Annotated in this window: 13 protein-coding genes and 1 pseudogene; 2 read left to right on the forward strand and 12 right to left on the reverse strand. The window is 67.2% G+C overall.

The genetic code is table 11. The annotated features are described in order from the left end of the window. Window positions 1-41: 41 nt before the first annotated feature. Together FAZ69_RS20255 and sctC are read right to left on the reverse strand one after the other, a co-directional pair. Complete coding sequence (locus FAZ69_RS20255; protein ID WP_240702356.1) at window positions 42-1139, reverse strand: sensor histidine kinase; 1098 nt, start codon at window positions 1137-1139, stop codon at window positions 42-44. A 49-nt stretch (window positions 1140-1188) separates the two neighbouring features. Beyond that, complete coding sequence (sctC, locus tag FAZ69_RS20260) at window positions 1189-2964, reverse strand: type III secretion system outer membrane ring subunit SctC (protein ID WP_136896848.1); 1776 nt, start codon at window positions 2962-2964, stop codon at window positions 1189-1191. A gap of 95 nt (window positions 2965-3059) precedes the next feature. On the opposite strand from sctC, the gene FAZ69_RS20265 reads away from it, so the two are divergent. After that, complete coding sequence (locus tag FAZ69_RS20265) at window positions 3060-4160, forward strand: type IV pilus twitching motility protein PilT (RefSeq protein WP_136896849.1); 1101 nt, start codon at window positions 3060-3062, stop codon at window positions 4158-4160. A gap of 29 nt (window positions 4161-4189) precedes the next feature. Here FAZ69_RS20265 and FAZ69_RS20270 read toward each other — a convergent pair whose 3' ends face one another. The 10 genes from FAZ69_RS20270 to FAZ69_RS20315 form a co-directional block, all read right to left on the reverse strand. Beyond that, window positions 4190-5833 (reverse strand): prepilin-type N-terminal cleavage/methylation domain-containing protein, encoded by a 1644-nt coding sequence (locus FAZ69_RS20270; RefSeq protein WP_136896850.1) that lies wholly within the window; start codon window positions 5831-5833, stop codon window positions 4190-4192. Between the two features lie 91 nt (window positions 5834-5924). Continuing rightward, on the reverse strand, window positions 5925-7598 hold the full coding sequence (gene pilV / locus FAZ69_RS20275) for a shufflon system plasmid conjugative transfer pilus tip adhesin PilV (RefSeq protein ID WP_240702358.1): 1674 nt from the start codon (window positions 7596-7598) through the stop codon (window positions 5925-5927). Next, complete coding sequence (pilM, locus tag FAZ69_RS20280) at window positions 7591-8070, reverse strand: type IV pilus biogenesis protein PilM (RefSeq protein WP_136896851.1); 480 nt, start codon at window positions 8068-8070, stop codon at window positions 7591-7593. The genes pilV and pilM overlap by 8 nt, the downstream gene beginning before the upstream one ends. A gap of 48 nt (window positions 8071-8118) precedes the next feature. Continuing rightward, window positions 8119-8673, reverse strand: a complete 555-nt coding sequence (locus FAZ69_RS20285; RefSeq protein WP_136896852.1) for a type 4 pilus major pilin — start codon at window positions 8671-8673, stop codon at window positions 8119-8121. Window positions 8674-8774: 101 nt separating this feature from the next. Next, window positions 8775-9851 (reverse strand): type II secretion system F family protein, encoded by a 1077-nt coding sequence (locus FAZ69_RS20290; RefSeq protein WP_136896853.1) that lies wholly within the window; start codon window positions 9849-9851, stop codon window positions 8775-8777. Then, window positions 9841-11577 (reverse strand): GspE/PulE family protein, encoded by a 1737-nt coding sequence (locus FAZ69_RS20295; protein ID WP_136896854.1) that lies wholly within the window; start codon window positions 11575-11577, stop codon window positions 9841-9843. Before FAZ69_RS20295 ends, FAZ69_RS20290 begins: the two co-directional genes overlap by 11 nt. 5 nt (window positions 11578-11582) lie before the next feature. Then, window positions 11583-12140 carry a type IV pilus biogenesis protein PilP gene (gene pilP, locus FAZ69_RS20300; protein ID WP_136896855.1) on the reverse strand — a complete coding sequence of 186 codons (558 nt, stop codon included), beginning with the start codon at window positions 12138-12140 and terminating at the stop codon, window positions 11583-11585. Then, on the reverse strand, window positions 12130-13443 hold the full coding sequence (gene pilO2, locus FAZ69_RS20305) for a type 4b pilus protein PilO2 (RefSeq protein WP_136896856.1): 1314 nt from the start codon (window positions 13441-13443) through the stop codon (window positions 12130-12132). Before pilO2 ends, pilP begins: the two co-directional genes overlap by 11 nt. A gap of 25 nt (window positions 13444-13468) precedes the next feature. After that, window positions 13469-15187, reverse strand: a complete 1719-nt coding sequence (gene pilN, locus FAZ69_RS20310) for a PilN family type IVB pilus formation outer membrane protein (RefSeq protein WP_136896857.1) — start codon at window positions 15185-15187, stop codon at window positions 13469-13471. Continuing rightward, a complete protein-coding gene (locus tag FAZ69_RS20315; RefSeq protein WP_240702360.1) occupies window positions 15184-16152 on the reverse strand; it encodes a toxin co-regulated pilus biosynthesis Q family protein in 969 nt (322 codons plus the stop codon). The genes pilN and FAZ69_RS20315 overlap by 4 nt, the downstream gene beginning before the upstream one ends. Window positions 16153-16758: 606 nt before the next feature. On the opposite strand from FAZ69_RS20315, the pseudogene FAZ69_RS20320 reads away from it, so the two are divergent. Continuing rightward, window positions 16759-17395 (forward strand): annotated as a pseudogene (locus FAZ69_RS20320) (helix-turn-helix transcriptional regulator); the annotation flags it as partial.

A 17395-nucleotide genomic window follows, 5' to 3' on the forward strand; every position in this document is an offset into this window, starting at 1 on the left:
ATCAAACCTTGGTCATGACGGCGCGCTCGGCACAAGCCCGCTCAATCGGGGCGGCTCGCGCGCAGCGCCCGGTCCGCATCGACGAGCGAGGCCGGCTGCGGCGTCGATCCGACGGCATTCAGGCACGGCAAGCGCAGCACGAACAGCGTGCCGCCTTGGTCGTTGCGCTCGGCGTAGAGCTCGCCGCCGTGCATGCCGACGATCTGCACCGCGAGCTTCAACCCCAGGCCGAAGCCCGTGGCCGATTTCTTGCCGAGCTTTTCAAAATCGGTGAAGCGCTCGCCTTCGAGCAATCCCGGCAGCCCGCCGGCGCTGTCGTTCACGAGCACCTCGGCGAAGCGGCCCGCGTGCCGCAGCGAGACGGTCACGGCCACGCCGCGCGGCGAGGCGCGCACCGCGTTGTCGATCACGTTCTGGACCGCGCGGGCGACGAAATTGCGCATGCCGCTCACCCACACCGGCGAATTGTCCGGGAGCCAGAGATGCAGCGCAACACCGCAATACACCGCCGTGACTTCGAGCTGGGAAATGATCTGGCGCAGCGTCGCGCGCAGGTCGAAGCGCTTGAAGTCGCGCGCCTGCAGATGCTCGGCGACCGACGTGAAAATGAACTGCTCGCCGAGCGAGAGCACGTAATGCGCGAGCTGCGTGATCTGCTGCATGCCGCCGCAGCGCTCGAACGCCTCCGGGTCGCTCGCGTCGAGCTGCGTGAGCGCGCTGATCGAATTGAGCGGCGAGCGCAGGTCGTGCAGCAAGAAGCGCAGCGACATCGCGCGCTCGTCGAGCGAACGCGCGAACGGCGTGACGTCGGTCACCGCGATCACGGTGTCGCCCGCGCCCGCCGCCGCGGGGCCGGCCTGCAGCCACAAGGTCGTCTCCTCGTCGACGCGCAGCTCGCGCCCCGCTTGGAGATCACGCGGACGCGGCAACTCGGCCATCGCGAAGCGCTCGCTCAACGCATCGGTGAAATCGATCCCCAACGGCAGCTCCATCTTCAGCATCTCGAGCGCCCGCGCATTCGCGCAGACGACCGCGCCCGCGCCGTCCAGCGCGACGACGCCGCACGGCAGGCCGCTCATCACGCCGCGCATGCGGCGCGCCTCATCGTCTGACATGCGGTCGGACATGCGGTCTGACATGTGCTGATCGGGCTCCAAGGCGGCCTCCTGCGTGCTCTTTCGTGGGCGGTCAAGAAGGGGAGATGATGCGCGGCGACAGCAGGAAAAGCCGCTCCAAATGGCTCTTTTGCCGGTTGTCGGTCCTGAACAGCGCGCCGATCAAGGGAATCTTCGAGAGTCCCGGCACGCCGGTCACGCCGTTGGTCTCGCTGTCGGAGCGATAGCCGGCGATCAGAAGCGCCTGCCCTTCGTCGATGAAAGCCTGCGTGTCGATCGTGCTGTTCTGGATCACCGGCAGATTGCTGACCGTCTGCGAGGTCAGCTGGCCGTCCTGGATTGCGACGTCGAGCTTGATGCGCGTGTGCCCGTCTTCCTCGACGACCATCGGCAGCACGCGCAGCGAGACGCCTGTCGAAATGCTGTAGAGGTCGCCCGACGTGTAGCCCTGCACCGGGACGAAGAACTGCGTCTTGTTGTCCATCACCGCCGCGATGTTGTTGAGCGTGACGACCTTCGGGCTCGCGTCGATCTTCGCGGCGTTGGTCTGCTGGAGCGCGGTGATGCGCGCCATCAGGTAGCGGCCCGCGTCGCCGAGCACGGCCGCGAGCGAAAGGCCGACCGGCGACGCCGCGGTCGTGACGCTGCCGGGCAGCGTCGTGTTGCCGAAGGTCTGGGTCAGGTTGCCGTTGTAGGTGCTTTGCCCTTGCGTGCCGTTGCCGGTCTGCACGTCGACGTGGCTGTTGTGCGCGGTCCAGTCGACGCCGAGCTGGCGCAGCGCGTCGTCGTCGATCTCGATGATGTGCGCCTCGATCTCGATCAGCTGAGGCTTGACGTCGAGCCGATCGATGAGCGTGCCGTATTGCGACATGCGGTCGGCGGTGTCGCGAATCACGACGGAGTTCGTGCGCTGGTCCGCCACGATGACGGGCAGCTCATCCGAGCCGGCTCCCGCGCCCGTGCTCTGCTGCTGCGGCTGCGTATCGCCGACCGCCGCCGCGACCGCCGGCGACGGCTGTCCGTTGAGCCCCGCGAACATGCCCTTGCCCCCCTGGCCCGACGGCATGGGCGGCGGCACGTAGGGGCCGTTGTAGGAGTTGCCGTTGACGTCGTTGACGGGCGTGTTGCGCTTGACGCTGGCGGCCGCATGGCCTCCTCCGCCCTCGCCGCCGCCCTTTTCCTGCTGCTTGGACTGGTGCGGATGGTAGATCTCGTTGAGCACCGCCGCGACGCCCTGCAGCGTCACCTGCTGCCCGTCGATCGGCACCGTGCGGTCCTCGGCCCAGGCATGGCGCAGCGGAAACACGCGCACCTGCGTGCCGCTCACGTGCGCGGCGGTGTTGTCGAGGCGGCTCGCGATGGTGGTGACCATCTGCACGTAGCGCGGCGGCCCGCTCACGAGCGCCGTGCCCTGCGCGGTGTCGTAGACGATCGGAAAGCGCTCGTCGGCGATGTGCATGCGATCGAGCGCATCGCGCAGCTGCGAGGTTTCGGCCGTATCGAGCTTCACGAGCGTGCTCTGCAAATCCGATGCGGTGGTGATGTCGAGCACCTCGCCGTCGTAGTACCAGACAAAGCCGAACGACGCCGCAAGCGCATCGAGAAAGCGCCGCGGCGGCAGATGGAACTTGCCGCTCACGGTGCCGCTCACTTCGGCGGCGATGCGCGTCGGGATGCCCTGGCTCGCGCCGAAGTCGCGCAGCACGTCCTTGATGTCCTTGCCTTGCGCTTCGTAATCGACGATCGAGGTTTTCCAGCGCACCGCCGCCGCGTGGGCAGCGGGCGCAGCCGGGCCGAACGCCACCGCCGCGCACAACGCGAACGCGCCTAATTTACGGGCCAAGGTCATGCGGCCCCTCCGCATCGTCCGCACAGGCTTCTCCGACACATCGACAAAGTTTTCATGTAAGTTCCGACTATCTTCAAATTGCAAGGACATCGACGATGAACGCTCCGGGCCAAGAACGCCGCGATCTCACGCGCGAAATTCTCGAACTGATCGATTTGCGCCAGACGTTTACCGATATTCATATCGAGCAGGACCGGCCGATCATGATCAAGACGCCGCGCGGCTGGCTCGCGGTCGGCGAGGAGCCCGTGCTCTACGACGAGATGGTGCCGACGCTCGCGTCGATCGAGCCCGACTGGGAGGCGCTGCTGCAGCGCGGCGCGATCGACCGCCCGTTCGTGCTGACGCGCTGCCGCCTGCGCTGCAACATCTACCGCACCAACGGCGGCCGCCGGCTCGTGATCTCGATCCGCCGCCTGCCGCTCGAGCCGCTCACGATCGACAAGGTCGGCCTGCCCGCCTACGTGCGCTCGATGATCGACAGCGCCAAGGGCCTCGTGCTCGTGACGGGGCCGACGGGCTCGGGCAAGACCACGACGATCGCCTCGCTGCTCGATCACATCAACCGCACGCGCAACGCCCACATCATCACGATCGAGGAGCCGATCGAGTACGAGCTCGCGGGCCGCACCTCGATCATCTCGCAGCGCGAGGTGCCGACCGATACGCCGAGCTTCTCGGCGGGCTTGCGCGAGGCGCTGCGCCAGAAGCCCGACGTCATCATGGTCGGCGAGGTGCGCGACCCCGAGACGGCGGAGACGGCGCTGCAGGCCGGCGAATCGGGCCACCTCGTGCTCGCGACGATGCACACCGCGAGCGCGCTCGGCACGATCACGCGGCTGTTGTCGTTCTTCCCGCCCGAGCAGCGCGAGCGCTACGCGGCGGCGCTCGCCAACTGCCTGATCGGCGTGATCTGCCAGTGCCTCGTGCCGACCCAGGACGGCGAGAACTTCGTGCTCGCGAGCGAACTGCTCTTCAACAACAACCAGCAGATCAGCGGCATGCTGACCGACCCCGCGAAGCTGCCGTACCTGATCGAGTTCATGAAGCGCAAGGAAGACAACATGTCGCGGCTGCTCAACGATCACCTGTTCAGCCTCGTCTCGAAGAACCAGTGCCTGCCGCGCGACGTCCTGCGCGCGGCCTACAGCCGGCTCGAGCTGCACGAGATGCTGCAGCGGCTCGGGCCGACCTGAGCCATCCGGGCCGGGGCGTCGTGCCAGCATCAGTACAGGGGGTTGATGTTCCACGACGTCACGACTCCGTTCAAAGGAAAGATGTTGTTCCCCGTGCCGCAATAGCTCGGCTGGAACGAGGTGGAGTCCGCCCCGCCGTAGACCATCCACCACGTCGTCAGGCGCACGGCGTAGCCGGCGCCGTTGTTGAGCGGCATCGCATGCGTGAGGTTGACGCTGACGTTGGCCAGGTCGGCGACGATCTTCGATGACTGGTTGACCACGCTCGCGATCGTCTGCGCCGCCCCGGACTTGCTCAGGTCGAGGAGCTCCGCGTAGAGAACGATGTATGCACCGGCGCCGTTGCTGATGTCCTTCGGCGTGCTCGGGCAGGCCGTGACGTAGGCATCTTGCAAGTGCGCCCAGGCATAGACGGAGATGGCCCCGTTCGCGGGCAGGACCGGCACGCTGCGCGTCACGACGGAGGCGTAATACCCCCGCGTCGAGTCATAGGCGGCCGCGGTGGGAGTCGTGCCGCAGACGAAGTCGGTCGCGCCGGCCTGGCCGACCGCGATCGCGCAATCGGTGTCCGCCGCGACGGTCTGCGGGTTGATCTCGGCCTGCGCCTGCCAGGTGGCGCCGGTCTTGCTATTGCAGGAGAGCACGCGGCCGGTCGAATCGGTCGAGATGAGCGTCGTGCCCGAGGCCACCGTCGGGCAGGCCGCCCCTAGCGTCTGCGCATTGCCGAGCGCGAGGTCGCCCGCTTCGTCCACCGCCAGCGCCTGCCAGGTCGAGCCGTTGTACGTGTAGGCGCGGTTTGTCTTGGCCGTCATGCGCACGTCGCCTTGCGCAGCCACCGCCACCGACGCGAGCGACGCGTAGTCCGCCACCGGCTCGCGCCAGTGATACGACGCCTGCGGCACCCATTGAGCCGACGACGTCGGCCCCTGTTGGCAAATGACCACGTTGCTGGCTGCATCGGCCGCGATCGCGGCCGTCTGCGTGCAGGCCGCGTAATCGGTCTCCGTCGTCGCCAGCCCGATCGGCACCTGCATCGTGTTCGCCGTCGTGTCGCCCGGCACCGCTATCCGGTACAGATAATCCGCGTTCTGCGCCTGCGTGCCGTTGTAGTAGATCAGGCTCGCGACATGGCCCACGCCCGTCTTCGTGCCCGAGCACGACGCCCCCGCCGGATTCGGCGAGGCCACCGTCCAGCTGCCGAACGCGCCGTTCGCCGCTCCGCCCGCGTTGTTCATCGCCTGGATCGAGCCGCCGCCCGACCCCGCGTTCGCGGCGATGAAGCCAAGCTGCGCGTCCGGGATCGTCGTGCCGCCCTCCGTCACCAAGAGCGCCTGCAGCGCGCCCGCCGTCGACGTGCCGTAAATCAGCAGGCACGGCGTCTGGCCATAGGCGTTCACGTTGTTCATCGCCGAGGACATGTAGGTCGACATCTGATAAGCCGAGCCGCTCAGGCTCGCCACCACCGGCGTGGACGTGGTCGCCGCCGCAGCCAGCGCCGAGTAGTTCTGCTGGATCAGCTGCGTGGCCGCCGCCGTCAGCTGCGACTGGTAGAGCGCCGCTTGCTGCGCGCGTGTGTCTTCGAGCATCGAGTTGGTCATCACCGCCACGCCCGCCACCATGATCGCGGCCAGCGCCAGCGCCGCCAGCAGCTCGATCATCGTGAAGCCGAGCATGCGGCGGCGCGTACCGCGGGTTCTGGACCGCGGCGCGTTCGGGGGGCGATGGAGCAGGTTCGAGGGTTTCACGATGGGCCACCAGATGCGCTCAGTAATAGGAATTGATGGTCCAACCCGCCGCGACCGGCGTGTTCGGAATCGTCTGACTGCTCTGACCGCAGAAACTGCTCGTCCACGGCGTCGAGATCACCGAGTAGGTGGCCCAGTTCGTCGTCACCACCACGTAGTAGGTGCCCGCCGCGCCGGATTGGGCGAGCGCGTTGTTGATGCCGCCCGAGTCGTCGGTCAGGGTCGGACTCTGGCTTTCGGTATGCGCGACGTTGTTCTTGTTGCTGTCGAGAATGTCGACGTCCTGCGACAGCTGCGCCTGGTGGCCGGGCTTCGATCCGCACAGGCCGTCGTTCAGGTGCGCCCACGACGCCGCGACGATGATGCCGGGCTTGGTCATCGTCACCTGCTGCGAAAACACATAGGAGTAGGTGCCGTTCGCCGCGTTGTACGAATACGGCGAGGCCGTGTAGTTCGCCGACGACTGCGCGGTGCAGGAGGGATAGTCGCCCGCCCCCGCGCCGGACATGACGAGTTGGCAGCCCGTCAGCTGCGACGCCGGCTCGATTTCGCTTTGTGTCTGCCAGATGCCGTTCTGGCACGAGAGCACGCGGCCCGTCGAATCGGTCGAGACGAGCGTCGTGCTGGCCGCGTTCGAGCAGGCCGCGCCGATCGTCTGCGCATTGCCGAGCGCGAGGTTGCCCGCTTCGTCCACGGCCAGCGCCTGCCAGGTCGATGTCGACGCGACGTACGTGTACGCGCGGTGCGTCGCCAGCGTCATCCGCACGTCGCCCTCGCCAGGTGACGACACCGACGCGAGCGACGCGTAGTCCGCCACCGGTTCGCGCCAGTGATACGCCGCCTGCGGCACCCACTGATCCGTCGACGCAGGCCCCGGTTGGCAAACGACCACGTTGCCGGCTGCATCGGCCGTGATCGCGCCCAACTGCGAGCACGCCTGATAGTCCTGGGAGACGGCCTGCTTCGCCAGCACGATCGGCACCTGCATCGTGTTCGCCGTCGTGTCGCCCGGCACCGCTATCCGGTACAGATAATCCGCGTTCTGCGCCTGCGTGCCGTTGTAGTAGATCAGGCTCGCGACATGGCCCACGCCCGTCTTCGTGCCCGAGCACGATGCCCCCGCCGGATTCGGCGAGGCCACCGCCCAGCTGCCGAACGCGCCGTTCGCCGCCCCGCCCGCGTTGTTCATCGCCTGGATCGAGCCGCCGCCCGACCCCGCGTTCGCGGCGATGAAGCCGAGCTGCGCGTCCGGGATCGTCGTGCCGCCCTCCGTCACCAAGAGCGCCTGCAGCGCGCCCGCCGTCGACGTGCCGTAGATCAGCAGGCACGGCGTCTGTCCGTAGGCGTTCACGTTGTTCATCGCCGAGGACGTATAGGTCGACATCTGATAAGCCGAGCCGCTCAGGCTCGCCACCACCGGCGTGGACGTGGTCGCCGCCGCAGCCAGCGCCGAGTAGTTCTGCTGGATCAGCTGCGTGGCCGCCGCCGTCAACTGCGACTGGTAGAGCGCCGCCTGTTGCGCGCGCGTGTCTTCGAGCATCGAGTTGGTCATCACCGCCACGCCCGCCACCATGATCGCCGCCAGCGCCAGCGCCGCCAGCATCTCGATCATCGTGAAGCCGAGCATGCGGCCGCGCAGCGGCGCGGCGCGCCGTGCCTGTGCCTGAACGCGAGCGTGGCGCGCCTCAGTCATAGGCCTGCGCCATCCATACCGGCATGCCGTTCGGAATCGTGTTCGCCAGCGCGGGCGGCAGCGGAACCGACGGATTGCCGGGCGACACGATGTTCGCGCCGAGCGCGACCCCGGCCAGCGCGGAGCCCTGCGCAAGCTGCTCCATGCCGGTGATCGCGACGGTCGCGGAGGCCGCCGTCGCATAGACGACGACGAGACTCCCCGCATAGTTCGTGTTCGGCAGGACATAGTTCTGCCAGACCGGGTTCGCGTTGCTTCCGCCGAGATACGGCGCGAGGTTCGCCGCCGGCACGCTGCCCGCATACGCCGGGTTCGCCAGCGCGAACTGGACGAGGGCCTGCCGGTACAGGCTCATGTTCATCGCGAGCGCCATCGACGACGGGCCTTTCGGCACCGGCGTCGATTCGGCGTCGAACATCGCGTAGGCGCCGGCGATCATGCTCAAGGCAGCGACGACCCAGATCAGGTACATGGACGTTTGCGCGGTTGCGTGCGGGCGATCATCGGCACGCCGCGGCGCTCAGCTCGACGTCCACGTGATGTTCACGGCACCCGTGCCGCAGTCGGTTTGCGCCGTGGAGGGGTCGATCGGCAACGTGGTGATCGTCGCAGTGCCGACCTTGATCGAAGACCAGCTTCCGCCCGTCGTGACCGCGTTGATGCACACTGCCGGCGGCACATTCTGATATTCAATCGAGAAATTGGTGGCCGTCCCCGTCACGGTGACACTTCCACCCCAGGTGTCGGTCGCCGTTCCGGTAGACGCCACCGGAACGGTGGCCGGGAACACGCCCGCCGCCTGCAGGACCGAATTGCTCACGTTCGCATACCCCGCCGTCTGCCCCATGTACAGCTTCTTCACGCCGGCCTGGATGGCGTTGACCTGTTCCGACAGCTCGTTGGTGCCCGCGGCGTTGAACGCGCCGTTCAGCAGCGCCACCGCGCCGATCACGACGATCGCCGCGATCCCCAGATAGGCGATCGCCTCGAGCAGCGATGCGCCGCGCTGTGCGCCCCGCGAACGGCGCGAAATCGGTTTGGAACGAATCGAAGCCCTGGTATTGATGTTTTGCATGCTGCACTCCTTCCTTTCGAAAATCGGCACGCCGACAAGGCCTGCCATCCGATTGAACAATTCCCCGCTTGCATCCACTTCGATGCCACTCTATTGAAGGCTCAGTGCAAGCTCCGAGCCAAAGACGCAATTTCCTGCTGAATTCCGAAGAAGCCGCTGATGAGCCACGACAGCACGAGCGCCAGCCCGACGATCGCCGCGCCGTTGATGACGCGCATCTGCGCCTCGATGGTCTCGACGCCTTCGCTGATCCACTCGCTCGCGATCGAATGCAACGCTTCGGCGAATCCTTTGTATTCCGCGTACACGCACAGGTCGTCGACGATCTCCGCGGACGGGAACCGGTAGCCCGTGTTCTTCATGGCCTCGCCGACGTTCAACCCCGACTTCACGCCGAACAGCATGTCGTCGATCCGCTGCCGCAGCCACGGCCGCGCATCGGTCGCGAGCCGCGTGAGCGATTTTTCGACGGTGAAGCCGGCCGCCTGCAGCGACGAAAACGCGACGAGAAAACCGCAGCCGACGATCAAGCGATAGATGGAATACGGCGGGTAGCGGTCGAACACGTTGCGCGCCTTGCCGGACCAGCGCGGCATCGAATAGACCAGCAGCGCGAGGAGCAGCGCGAAGGCGAAGACCCAATAGAGCATCCCGCCCTGCACGAAGAGCGACAGTTCGTAGAGCGAGCGCGCGACGCCGTGCCAGCGCTGCGGGTCGACGATGCTCGCAAACCGCGGAATCACGAGCTTGCCGAACAGGTACACGTAGCCGATGGTCATCGCGAGAATCACCACGGGATACGTGAGGCCGCCGACGATCGCCCCGCGGATGCGGCGGCTGTACTGGACGACGACGCACACATTGACGAGCGACGCCTCGAGGCGCCCCGACTGCTCGCCCGCCATGACGATCATCTGCTCCGAGTGCGGGACCCACCAGGACATCGCTTCGGCCAGCATGCCGCCGTTCTGCACGACGCGGCGCCAATCCGCGAGCGCCAGCGCGAGCGGCTCGTTCGGCTTGCGGCCCTCATGCGACGCGCGCATCTCGAGCTCCTCGAGAATCTTGAGCAGCGGCAGCCCGTTCGCGAGCATCTTCGCGATCTTGCGATAGAGGCGCAGACGGGCGGAACCCGTCAGCTGCAGGCGCGCCCAGCGGCGATTGAGCTCAAGTGCCATAGCCGTTTTCGAGCGAGAGCGAACGCAAGCCGTTGCCTTGCGTAAACGGTCCGACCACGCGCTCCGCCATGCGCGGATCGACGAGGCCCGCGGCCACCTTCTCGAGCGCGTGCTGCGCGACGGTCTTCCCGCCGAGCTGGGTGAGCCAGTACTGATGCGCGTCGGCCTTGCGTCCCGCGCGCAGCAGCTCGCAGAACTCGGCGTCCGTGTGGATCACCTCGGCCACCACCGTGCGCCCGACCGTGCCGTTCTTGCAGTGCGGGCAACCGGGCCCCGCGATGCGGACCTGCTCGAAGCTCGGGCCGACCGCCCGCTTCACGCGCGCGACGAGCCCCATGTCGAGCTGTCCCAGCGCCTGCGCGAACGGACGCGAGCAATGCGGGCACAGCAGCTTCACGAGGCGCTGGCTGATGAGGCCGGTCACGAGCGACTCGTCGGTCACCATCGCGATCGGCAAGCCGAGATCGACGAGGCGATCGATGATCGCGAGCGCGCCGTTCGCATGCACGGTCGTCCAGACCTGGTGGCCCGTCATCGCCGCGCGCAGCGCGCTTTGCGCGGACGCGCGGTCGCGCATCTCGCCGATCATGATCGTGTCGGGATCGAGCCGCATCGCGTTGGAGATCGCGGCCGCGAACGCGAGCGAGCGCGCCTCCTCGGTCGTCGCATTGACCACGGGTGTCTGGATCGCCCCCTCGATCGGGTACTCGACCGGGTCCTCCACCGTGATGACGTGGATCGAGCCCGCCATCTCGCGCAGCTGCTTCGTGAGCGTGCGCTGCAGCGTCGTCGACTTGCCCGAGCCCGTGGGGCCGCTGATGATGTTCATGCCGTGCGGCTGCTGCGTGAGCAGGTCGAACGCGGCGGCCTGGGCCGTCGTGAAGCCGAGCTCGGTCAGCTCCGTCGATTCGCCCGCGTCGTTGTACAGCAGTCGCAGCACCATCACGCTGCCGACGCTCGTCGGCGCCGTCGCGATCCGCACGCCGAAGAGCCCGTCGGGCAGCTTGTCGCGATCGCCGATGGCCGCGTCCTGCCGCTCGTTCGGCTTGTAGGTGTTGTCCGATACGCTCGACATCGCGGCGTAGAGCGTCGCGAGCAGCCGCTCGCCGTACTCGCGCGTCTGCTCCGAGACGCGCACGAGCTCGTTGTGGATGCGGAACAGGATATCCGTGCTGAAGCGATTGACGCGGATATGGATGTCCGACGCGCGTTCGTCGCAGGCGCGCGAGATCAGGTTCTTCGCCACCACCTGCATCTGCGTGTGGTCGATGCGCTCGGCGCTGCCGTCGCGGCGCTGGCCCTGGTAGGCGCGCCGGACCGCATCGAGGCTCACGAGCCGCGTCGCGTAGCGGCAGTTCAGGCGCTCGAGCCGCGCGCAATACGAGAGCACGAACGGATTCATCTCGTGCCCTTCGGCGACGAGCAGCGTGCCGTCGTCGAGCAGGCAGAGGAACTTGCGCTCCTCGACGCTCGCCGCGTATTCGCCGCTATCCGACAACGGCCGCGCCGTCGCGGAAACGGAGGCCGGCGGAGCTGGCGGCACCGGCGCGGGAGCGTTCGCGGGCGCCGCGCTCGGCGCCGGCTCGCGCGGCGCGGCGGCGGCCGTGGTGGGAGCGAGAACCGGCGCCGCCGAGGCGTCGGCCGCGAGCGGCTTCACCGCGCGGGTCAGGATCAGCGGCGTCACGCCTTTGGGAGGCTCGCCGGAAGGTACGAAGGGGCTCGCCATGATGATTACCTCGACGGCATGGGCAAGGTGGGGATCGGCGGCACGCCGCCCGGCCCGGCGTTGTTCGCCGCGAGGCTGCGCGCGCCCCCGTGCGCAGGCATCGAGACGGTGAGCGTCGTGCGGCGGCCATCCTGCCCCGCGAGCACCACGGCGCCCGAGCGGATCTGCACGACGCGCATGCCGTCCGGCAGCGTGTCGCCGGCCCGCACGTCGAACTCCGAGCCGTCGCTCGACGCAAGCGTCGCGCTCATCGCCTTGCCGAGGCTTTGCGTCGCGAGCAGCGACACCTCGCCATATGTCACGGGGTTGCCCATCCGGTGCAGCGTCTGCTCGCGCTCGGCCACCTGCGCCTGCGCGTCGAGCTTCTTGAGCTGGGCCTTGAGCAGCAGCGTGTCTTCCTGCAGCCGCATCAGTTCGTTCGCGGCCTGCATGGCGGCGGCCGTCGGCTGGACGGATACGCGCGTCCCGGCGTCGGCCGCCGGCGCGCTGGCTTCAGCAAGCGCCGCCGCCGGGCAGGAGAACGCACACGCCAGCGCCAATATGGTCAATGCATCATTTCTCATAGAGCACTCCGTCGAGGGTCCATTGCCCGGACTTGTAGGAAAGCGTCTCGATGCGCACACCAGGCTCGTCGAGATACTTGATCAAGCTGTCGGGCCGCACTTCGCCGAGCTGCGCCGACATGCGCCACACCTGCCAGGCGGGCCCCGCCGCGCCCGTTCCCGGATGCAGCTGGTCCAGCGTCTGCGCCGCGAGACTCTTCTGCTGCGCGCTGGGCGCCTGCAGCGCGAACGTGAGGCCGATGCCGAGCAACTGGAACGAGGACAACATGCGCAGCCGCACGCCGTGGATCCCGTCGATCACTTCGTCGCCACCCGGGCGCAACGACATCGGCTCGACGTACGTCGCGTGCTCGCCGTTGCTGTCGATGGTGGCGTGCGGCTCGGCCGCCATCACCATCGCCACGTTCGATCCGCCGCGCGACCAGCTGTAGCTGACGTTCGTCGCCCTGCACACATATTCGTCGAGCTCCCAGCCCCCCGGCGCGATGTTCGCGAAGCGATCGACGCACGAGCGAACGAAGTCGCCCGGCGACGGCTCGCTCGCCCACGGGTGCGAGGGCTCGGGCGGCGCGCTCGGCTTCGGCGGATGCAGCCGCAGTTGCTGGCGCACGCGCTCGAACGCCGCCAGGCGTTCCTGCTCGAGCTTGTGACGGCGATAGGCTATCGCCCCTCCCACCGCCACCCCGAGCACGATAACCGCCAAGGCGGCCGCGGCGACCATGCGCCACGGCACACGCCGCGTCACGCGCCCGAGATTCAGCCAGCGCGGCAGAAGCAGCTTGCCGCCGCGGCGCGGCAGCAGCTCCTCGATGCTCCGCGCGTAGAAATTGTGAAACCCCTGCACCTCGAGCTGCGAATCGCCGATCACGACGTTCCAGCCGCCGAGGCTGTAATCGCTATGCAGGCGCTCGAACACCTCCTCGCTCGCGCCCACCCAGTCGCCATTCGGCAGGAACGCGCCGTCGCGCACCGCGAAATACGCCCAGCGCCCGTCCGGCAGATGGAACGCGCCGAGCCAGTTCGGCGCGGGCTGCTGGCGGCCGTCGTAGAACGCGCCTTCGGTCGCGATCACCTTCGACACCAGCGCGCCGAGCGACGGCACGCCGAGCTGCGCGCCCTCGCGCGTGCTCGCGAACCCCGCGCCCGCGAAGCTGCGGTCGATGCGCAGCACCATCGCGTCGAAATTCAGACGCGCGGCGAGCTCCACCGCCTCGGCGCGCAACGCGTGCCGGCGCGACAGCGATTGCCAGAACAGGCCGCAAATGAAGCGCTGACGGCCGATCTGGATGACTTGCGTCGCCATGACCGATCTCCTGCCTATGCTCGCTTCAAGCGCCATTCGTCGTGATCGGCGACAGCAGGATGACGATCACCTCGCGCGAGTGGTCGGCATTGAAGCCGCCGCCCAGCGCGTAATTTCCGGGCGTGCCGATGCCCTGCCGGTTGCCTTGGTCGTTGACGCCTTCGTAGCCGCTGATGACGAGCGTCTGCCCCGACTTCACCGCGATGCGCTGCAGGAAGTTGCGCGTATCGACCGTCGGCAGCTGGATCGTCTGCCCGCCGCTCGTGAAGTTCTGCAGATTGGCGAGCGACGAGATGTTCGAATAGAACTGCATCATCACCGTGCCGTCGTTGAGAATGTGCGGCAGCACCGTCAGGTTGAAACCGGTCGTGACGGTGCCCGCCGTCAGCGACGTCTGGGTGCCGACGTTGAGCGTGGCCGTCGTCGAAACCTGCGCCACATAGCCTTGCTGCTCAGCCACCTGCACCGGCACGGGCTGATCGTTCAAGGTCGTGATCGAGGCGGAGGTCTTGCGGCGCACGGTGCCCTGCACCGAGAGCGCCTTGATGACCGCGTTCGTCGTGTTCGCGCGGCTCGACGGGCTGATGACCGTCGCCGACAGCGAGTTGTTGTTCTGGATCAGGCTCGAGAACGCGGTCGTGATGCCGAACTGCGTGCCGAGCGCCTGGTACACGGCGTTCCAGTTGATGCCGTAGCTGTCGTCTGCAGAAAGCGTGACGGACAGCACCGTGACGTTGATCAGCACCTGCCGCGACAGCACGCTGTTCTGCTGCTCCATGAACTCGCCGACATGCTCGAGCACGTCGGGCGTGTCCGTCACCGAAATCGATCCGGTCGCGGGCGAGGTCACGACGGAGCCGGCCGGCGACAGCATCGACTTGATGGCGCTCTGCAAGCCGCTATAGACCGAAAGCTGGGCGTTCATCGTGATGTTGGCGGTGTTGTCCGACGAGACCGCCGGCGACGAGTTCGATCCCGAGCCGCCGGCGCCTCCGCCTCCTCCTCCGGTCGCGCCGCCGCCGCTCCCGCCCGAGATGCCGCCAGTGTTGCTCGCGCCGCTCACGACGTTGGTGTCGAGCTTCGAATCGCCGGGAATCGCGACGACCTGGAACACGCGGGTGGCCGTGTAGTAGAAGACGATCGAGCCGTCCTCGTACTTCCAGTAGACGCCGAAGCGCGCGGCGGCCGTGTCGAGCAGGCCGCGCAGCGTGCCGCTCGGATAGACGATGTGAACGGGCGCCGGCGACGCGGCGGCGAGCATCGCCTGCCCCGCGGCCGCGAGCTGCGGCGACGGGCCTTGCAGGAGCCCCGCGGGCAACGGCGGCATGAGCCCGGCGGAACCCGCGGCCGGCGCGGCGCCAGACTGCCCGGCGCGCGAGGCGGCCTCCTCGGTGCCCGGCGCAACTTTCGCCGGCACCCGCACGAGACGCGAAATGCGGTCGGCGAACACCCTCAGCGAATCGACGGTGCCGTCGAAGCTGGCCGGTTCGTCGAACAGCTTGGGCTGCACGGATTTCGATGCGAGCTTGAGCGTCTTGCCCGACAGCCAGAGCTCGTCCTTGACGATCACGCCGTCGGTGTCGACTTCGCGGTTATTGCCTGCCGCGGTCTTGCCGAGCGCCTTGTCCGCGCGCGCGGCGTCTTCCTGCGTGCCGCGCTCGATCTTGTCCAGCAGCCCGGTGCAACCCGCCAGCAGCGACAGGCACGCCGTGAGGGCAACGATATGGCGACCCAGCCTGCTCATGAGCTTGCTCCCTTCGCTACGACTCGCAAGACACGGTTGCGCCCGTACATGACCACCTGGATCGGCACCTGCGAGTTCGCGAGCGCATCGACAACCTGCCGCAGCGCTTCCGCCAGCGTGCCGTGAATCGTGGCCGTGGCATCGACCGCGAAATCGGTCGGCACGTCCCAGATGAATTGCCATCCCGCCTCGCCCGCCCAGCGCGCGAGCGCATTGCGCACCGAGCCGTCCGCGGTGCGCATCTGCCACTCCATCCGCTCGGGCGGCGCAGCGGGTGCGGCGGGCGCGGCGGGCGCGGCGGCGGACGATGCCGCAGGGTCCGCCGACGGCGCCGGCGTGATCGCGAGCATCGTGGTCGCTTGCGCTGCCGGCGCGGACGGCGCTGCCGGCGTCGAAGCCGGTGCGGGTCCTGCCGCGAGAAGCGGCGGCGCGGCCGCGCGCCCCGTGCCTGCGGCAGCAGGAATCGTGGAGGCGCTTGCCGCCCCAGCGGACGTCTTCACGGGCGCCGCCGCGTTGGCCAGCACGGGAGCAGCAGCCGGCGCATGTTCGGCGGCGCGGACGAGGCGCGCATTCGCCGTCACGGTGACGATGTGCAAATCGGTATCGACGTGCGCCTGCAGCGACGGATTGGCCGCGAGGATTTCATTCAGCGCGTGAACGGCCGAGCCGGGATGCCAGCTGACCGGCGTATCGGCCCACGAGCCCGCGTTCGGGACCATGACGCTGTAGCTTGCGGGCACGACCTGCTCGATCGCCCGCAGCAACGGCACATCGTGCCCGCCCTTGCGCACGGCTTCGCCAAAGCGCTCGCCGCCGTCGACGACCACCTGCTCGTCGGCAGCACGCGCCGCCCCGCAAAGGCACAACGAAACGCATAACGACACCGCGGCCATCAAGCCTGCCGCTACACGTTTGCGCCGCTCATCGCCCGGGTGTCCTTGGTATTCCCCACTGATTGATGACACTACGCTTTCCACTCAAAAGAGCATCGCGCCGACGACCGGCAACAGCAACCCCAATTCCAATTGTTTCGCTCCGCCGGCACCGGCGCGCGCGAAGCAAATGAGTAAGCAATACGCCAACTAGTTTGAAGAGTTCTGTAATACAGGGCAAAACTACCGTTCGCCTACCTGTGTTTACGGCAAATGAGACCCCATCTTTAATGCAAAAAAAATCTCATTTAAATGACGTTCGAATGCTTCTTTTGAACCACCGAGAACAATAAATTATTCCATCGGGAATATCCCGGATCCCGCGTCCCGATCCGGCTCCTCGTGGTGGGGCAGCAGTGTTACACACCTCCGCCGAACCCCGTCAATTGATTTTTTCTATTAGCCCAATTGATGTTTCCCCTGATTCATCATATTTATTTAATTTTATTGGCCATCAAATGTGCTAAGCGGTACATCAAAAGATATGCCGCATCCGGCCCTTCACACGTCGAGCGAGGAAGAACGTAACGAATCATCACAAACCCGAGCCGAAATCCGGCTGCGATGAAAACATGCACTCACTGCTTCACGAATCGCGTCAACCCGCTAACGCACAATTCACTGAGTCAGGAGCACAGCATGTTCTCGACGATCTACTTCGCAGCATCCTCGGCCCTCGCATCCGACGACATCCCGTTCGACGTCGCCGCCAAGATCTTCAAAGGCCAGTTCATCGAAGCGTCGCATTGCGCCGCGCAACTCGCCGACATCGACGCCGGCCACACGCCCGGCTACGCGCACCTGCAGATCTACGGCGACCTCGAACTGATGCTCGGCCGCCACGAGGAAGCGGAAGAAACGTATCGTCGTGCGCAAAAGGCCATTCGCCAGCAGCGTGACGAGCTGCGCATCGCGTCGTGCCGCAATACCGGCTGGCAAGCATTCTTCCGCAATCAGTTCAACGTCGCGCTGAGCTGCTTCAAGCGCATCGGCGAAGAGAAGGCCGCCACGCCGCGCCAGCGCCTCGACAGCCTCGTCGGCGCGACGCTCGTCTCGTTCCATCTCGGCTGCGTGCGCGCCGCCTGCAATCGTCTCTCCGAGCTGGCCGCACTGGCCGCCTCCCACGACGATCGCCGCTGGACCTACCTCGTCGAAGCGCTGCGCCGCGATCTCTTCGCTCAGCACGAACTGCACGGCTCGGAGCGGCTCGCCGATCACATCTACTGGCGCTCGGTGATCGCCGAGTTCGATCAAGGCGAAGCGCCGGTGCGCGGCA

The sequence above is a fragment of the Trinickia terrae genome, assembly GCF_005144415.1.
Classification (GTDB): Bacteria; Pseudomonadota; Gammaproteobacteria; order Burkholderiales; family Burkholderiaceae; genus Trinickia_A; species Trinickia_A terrae.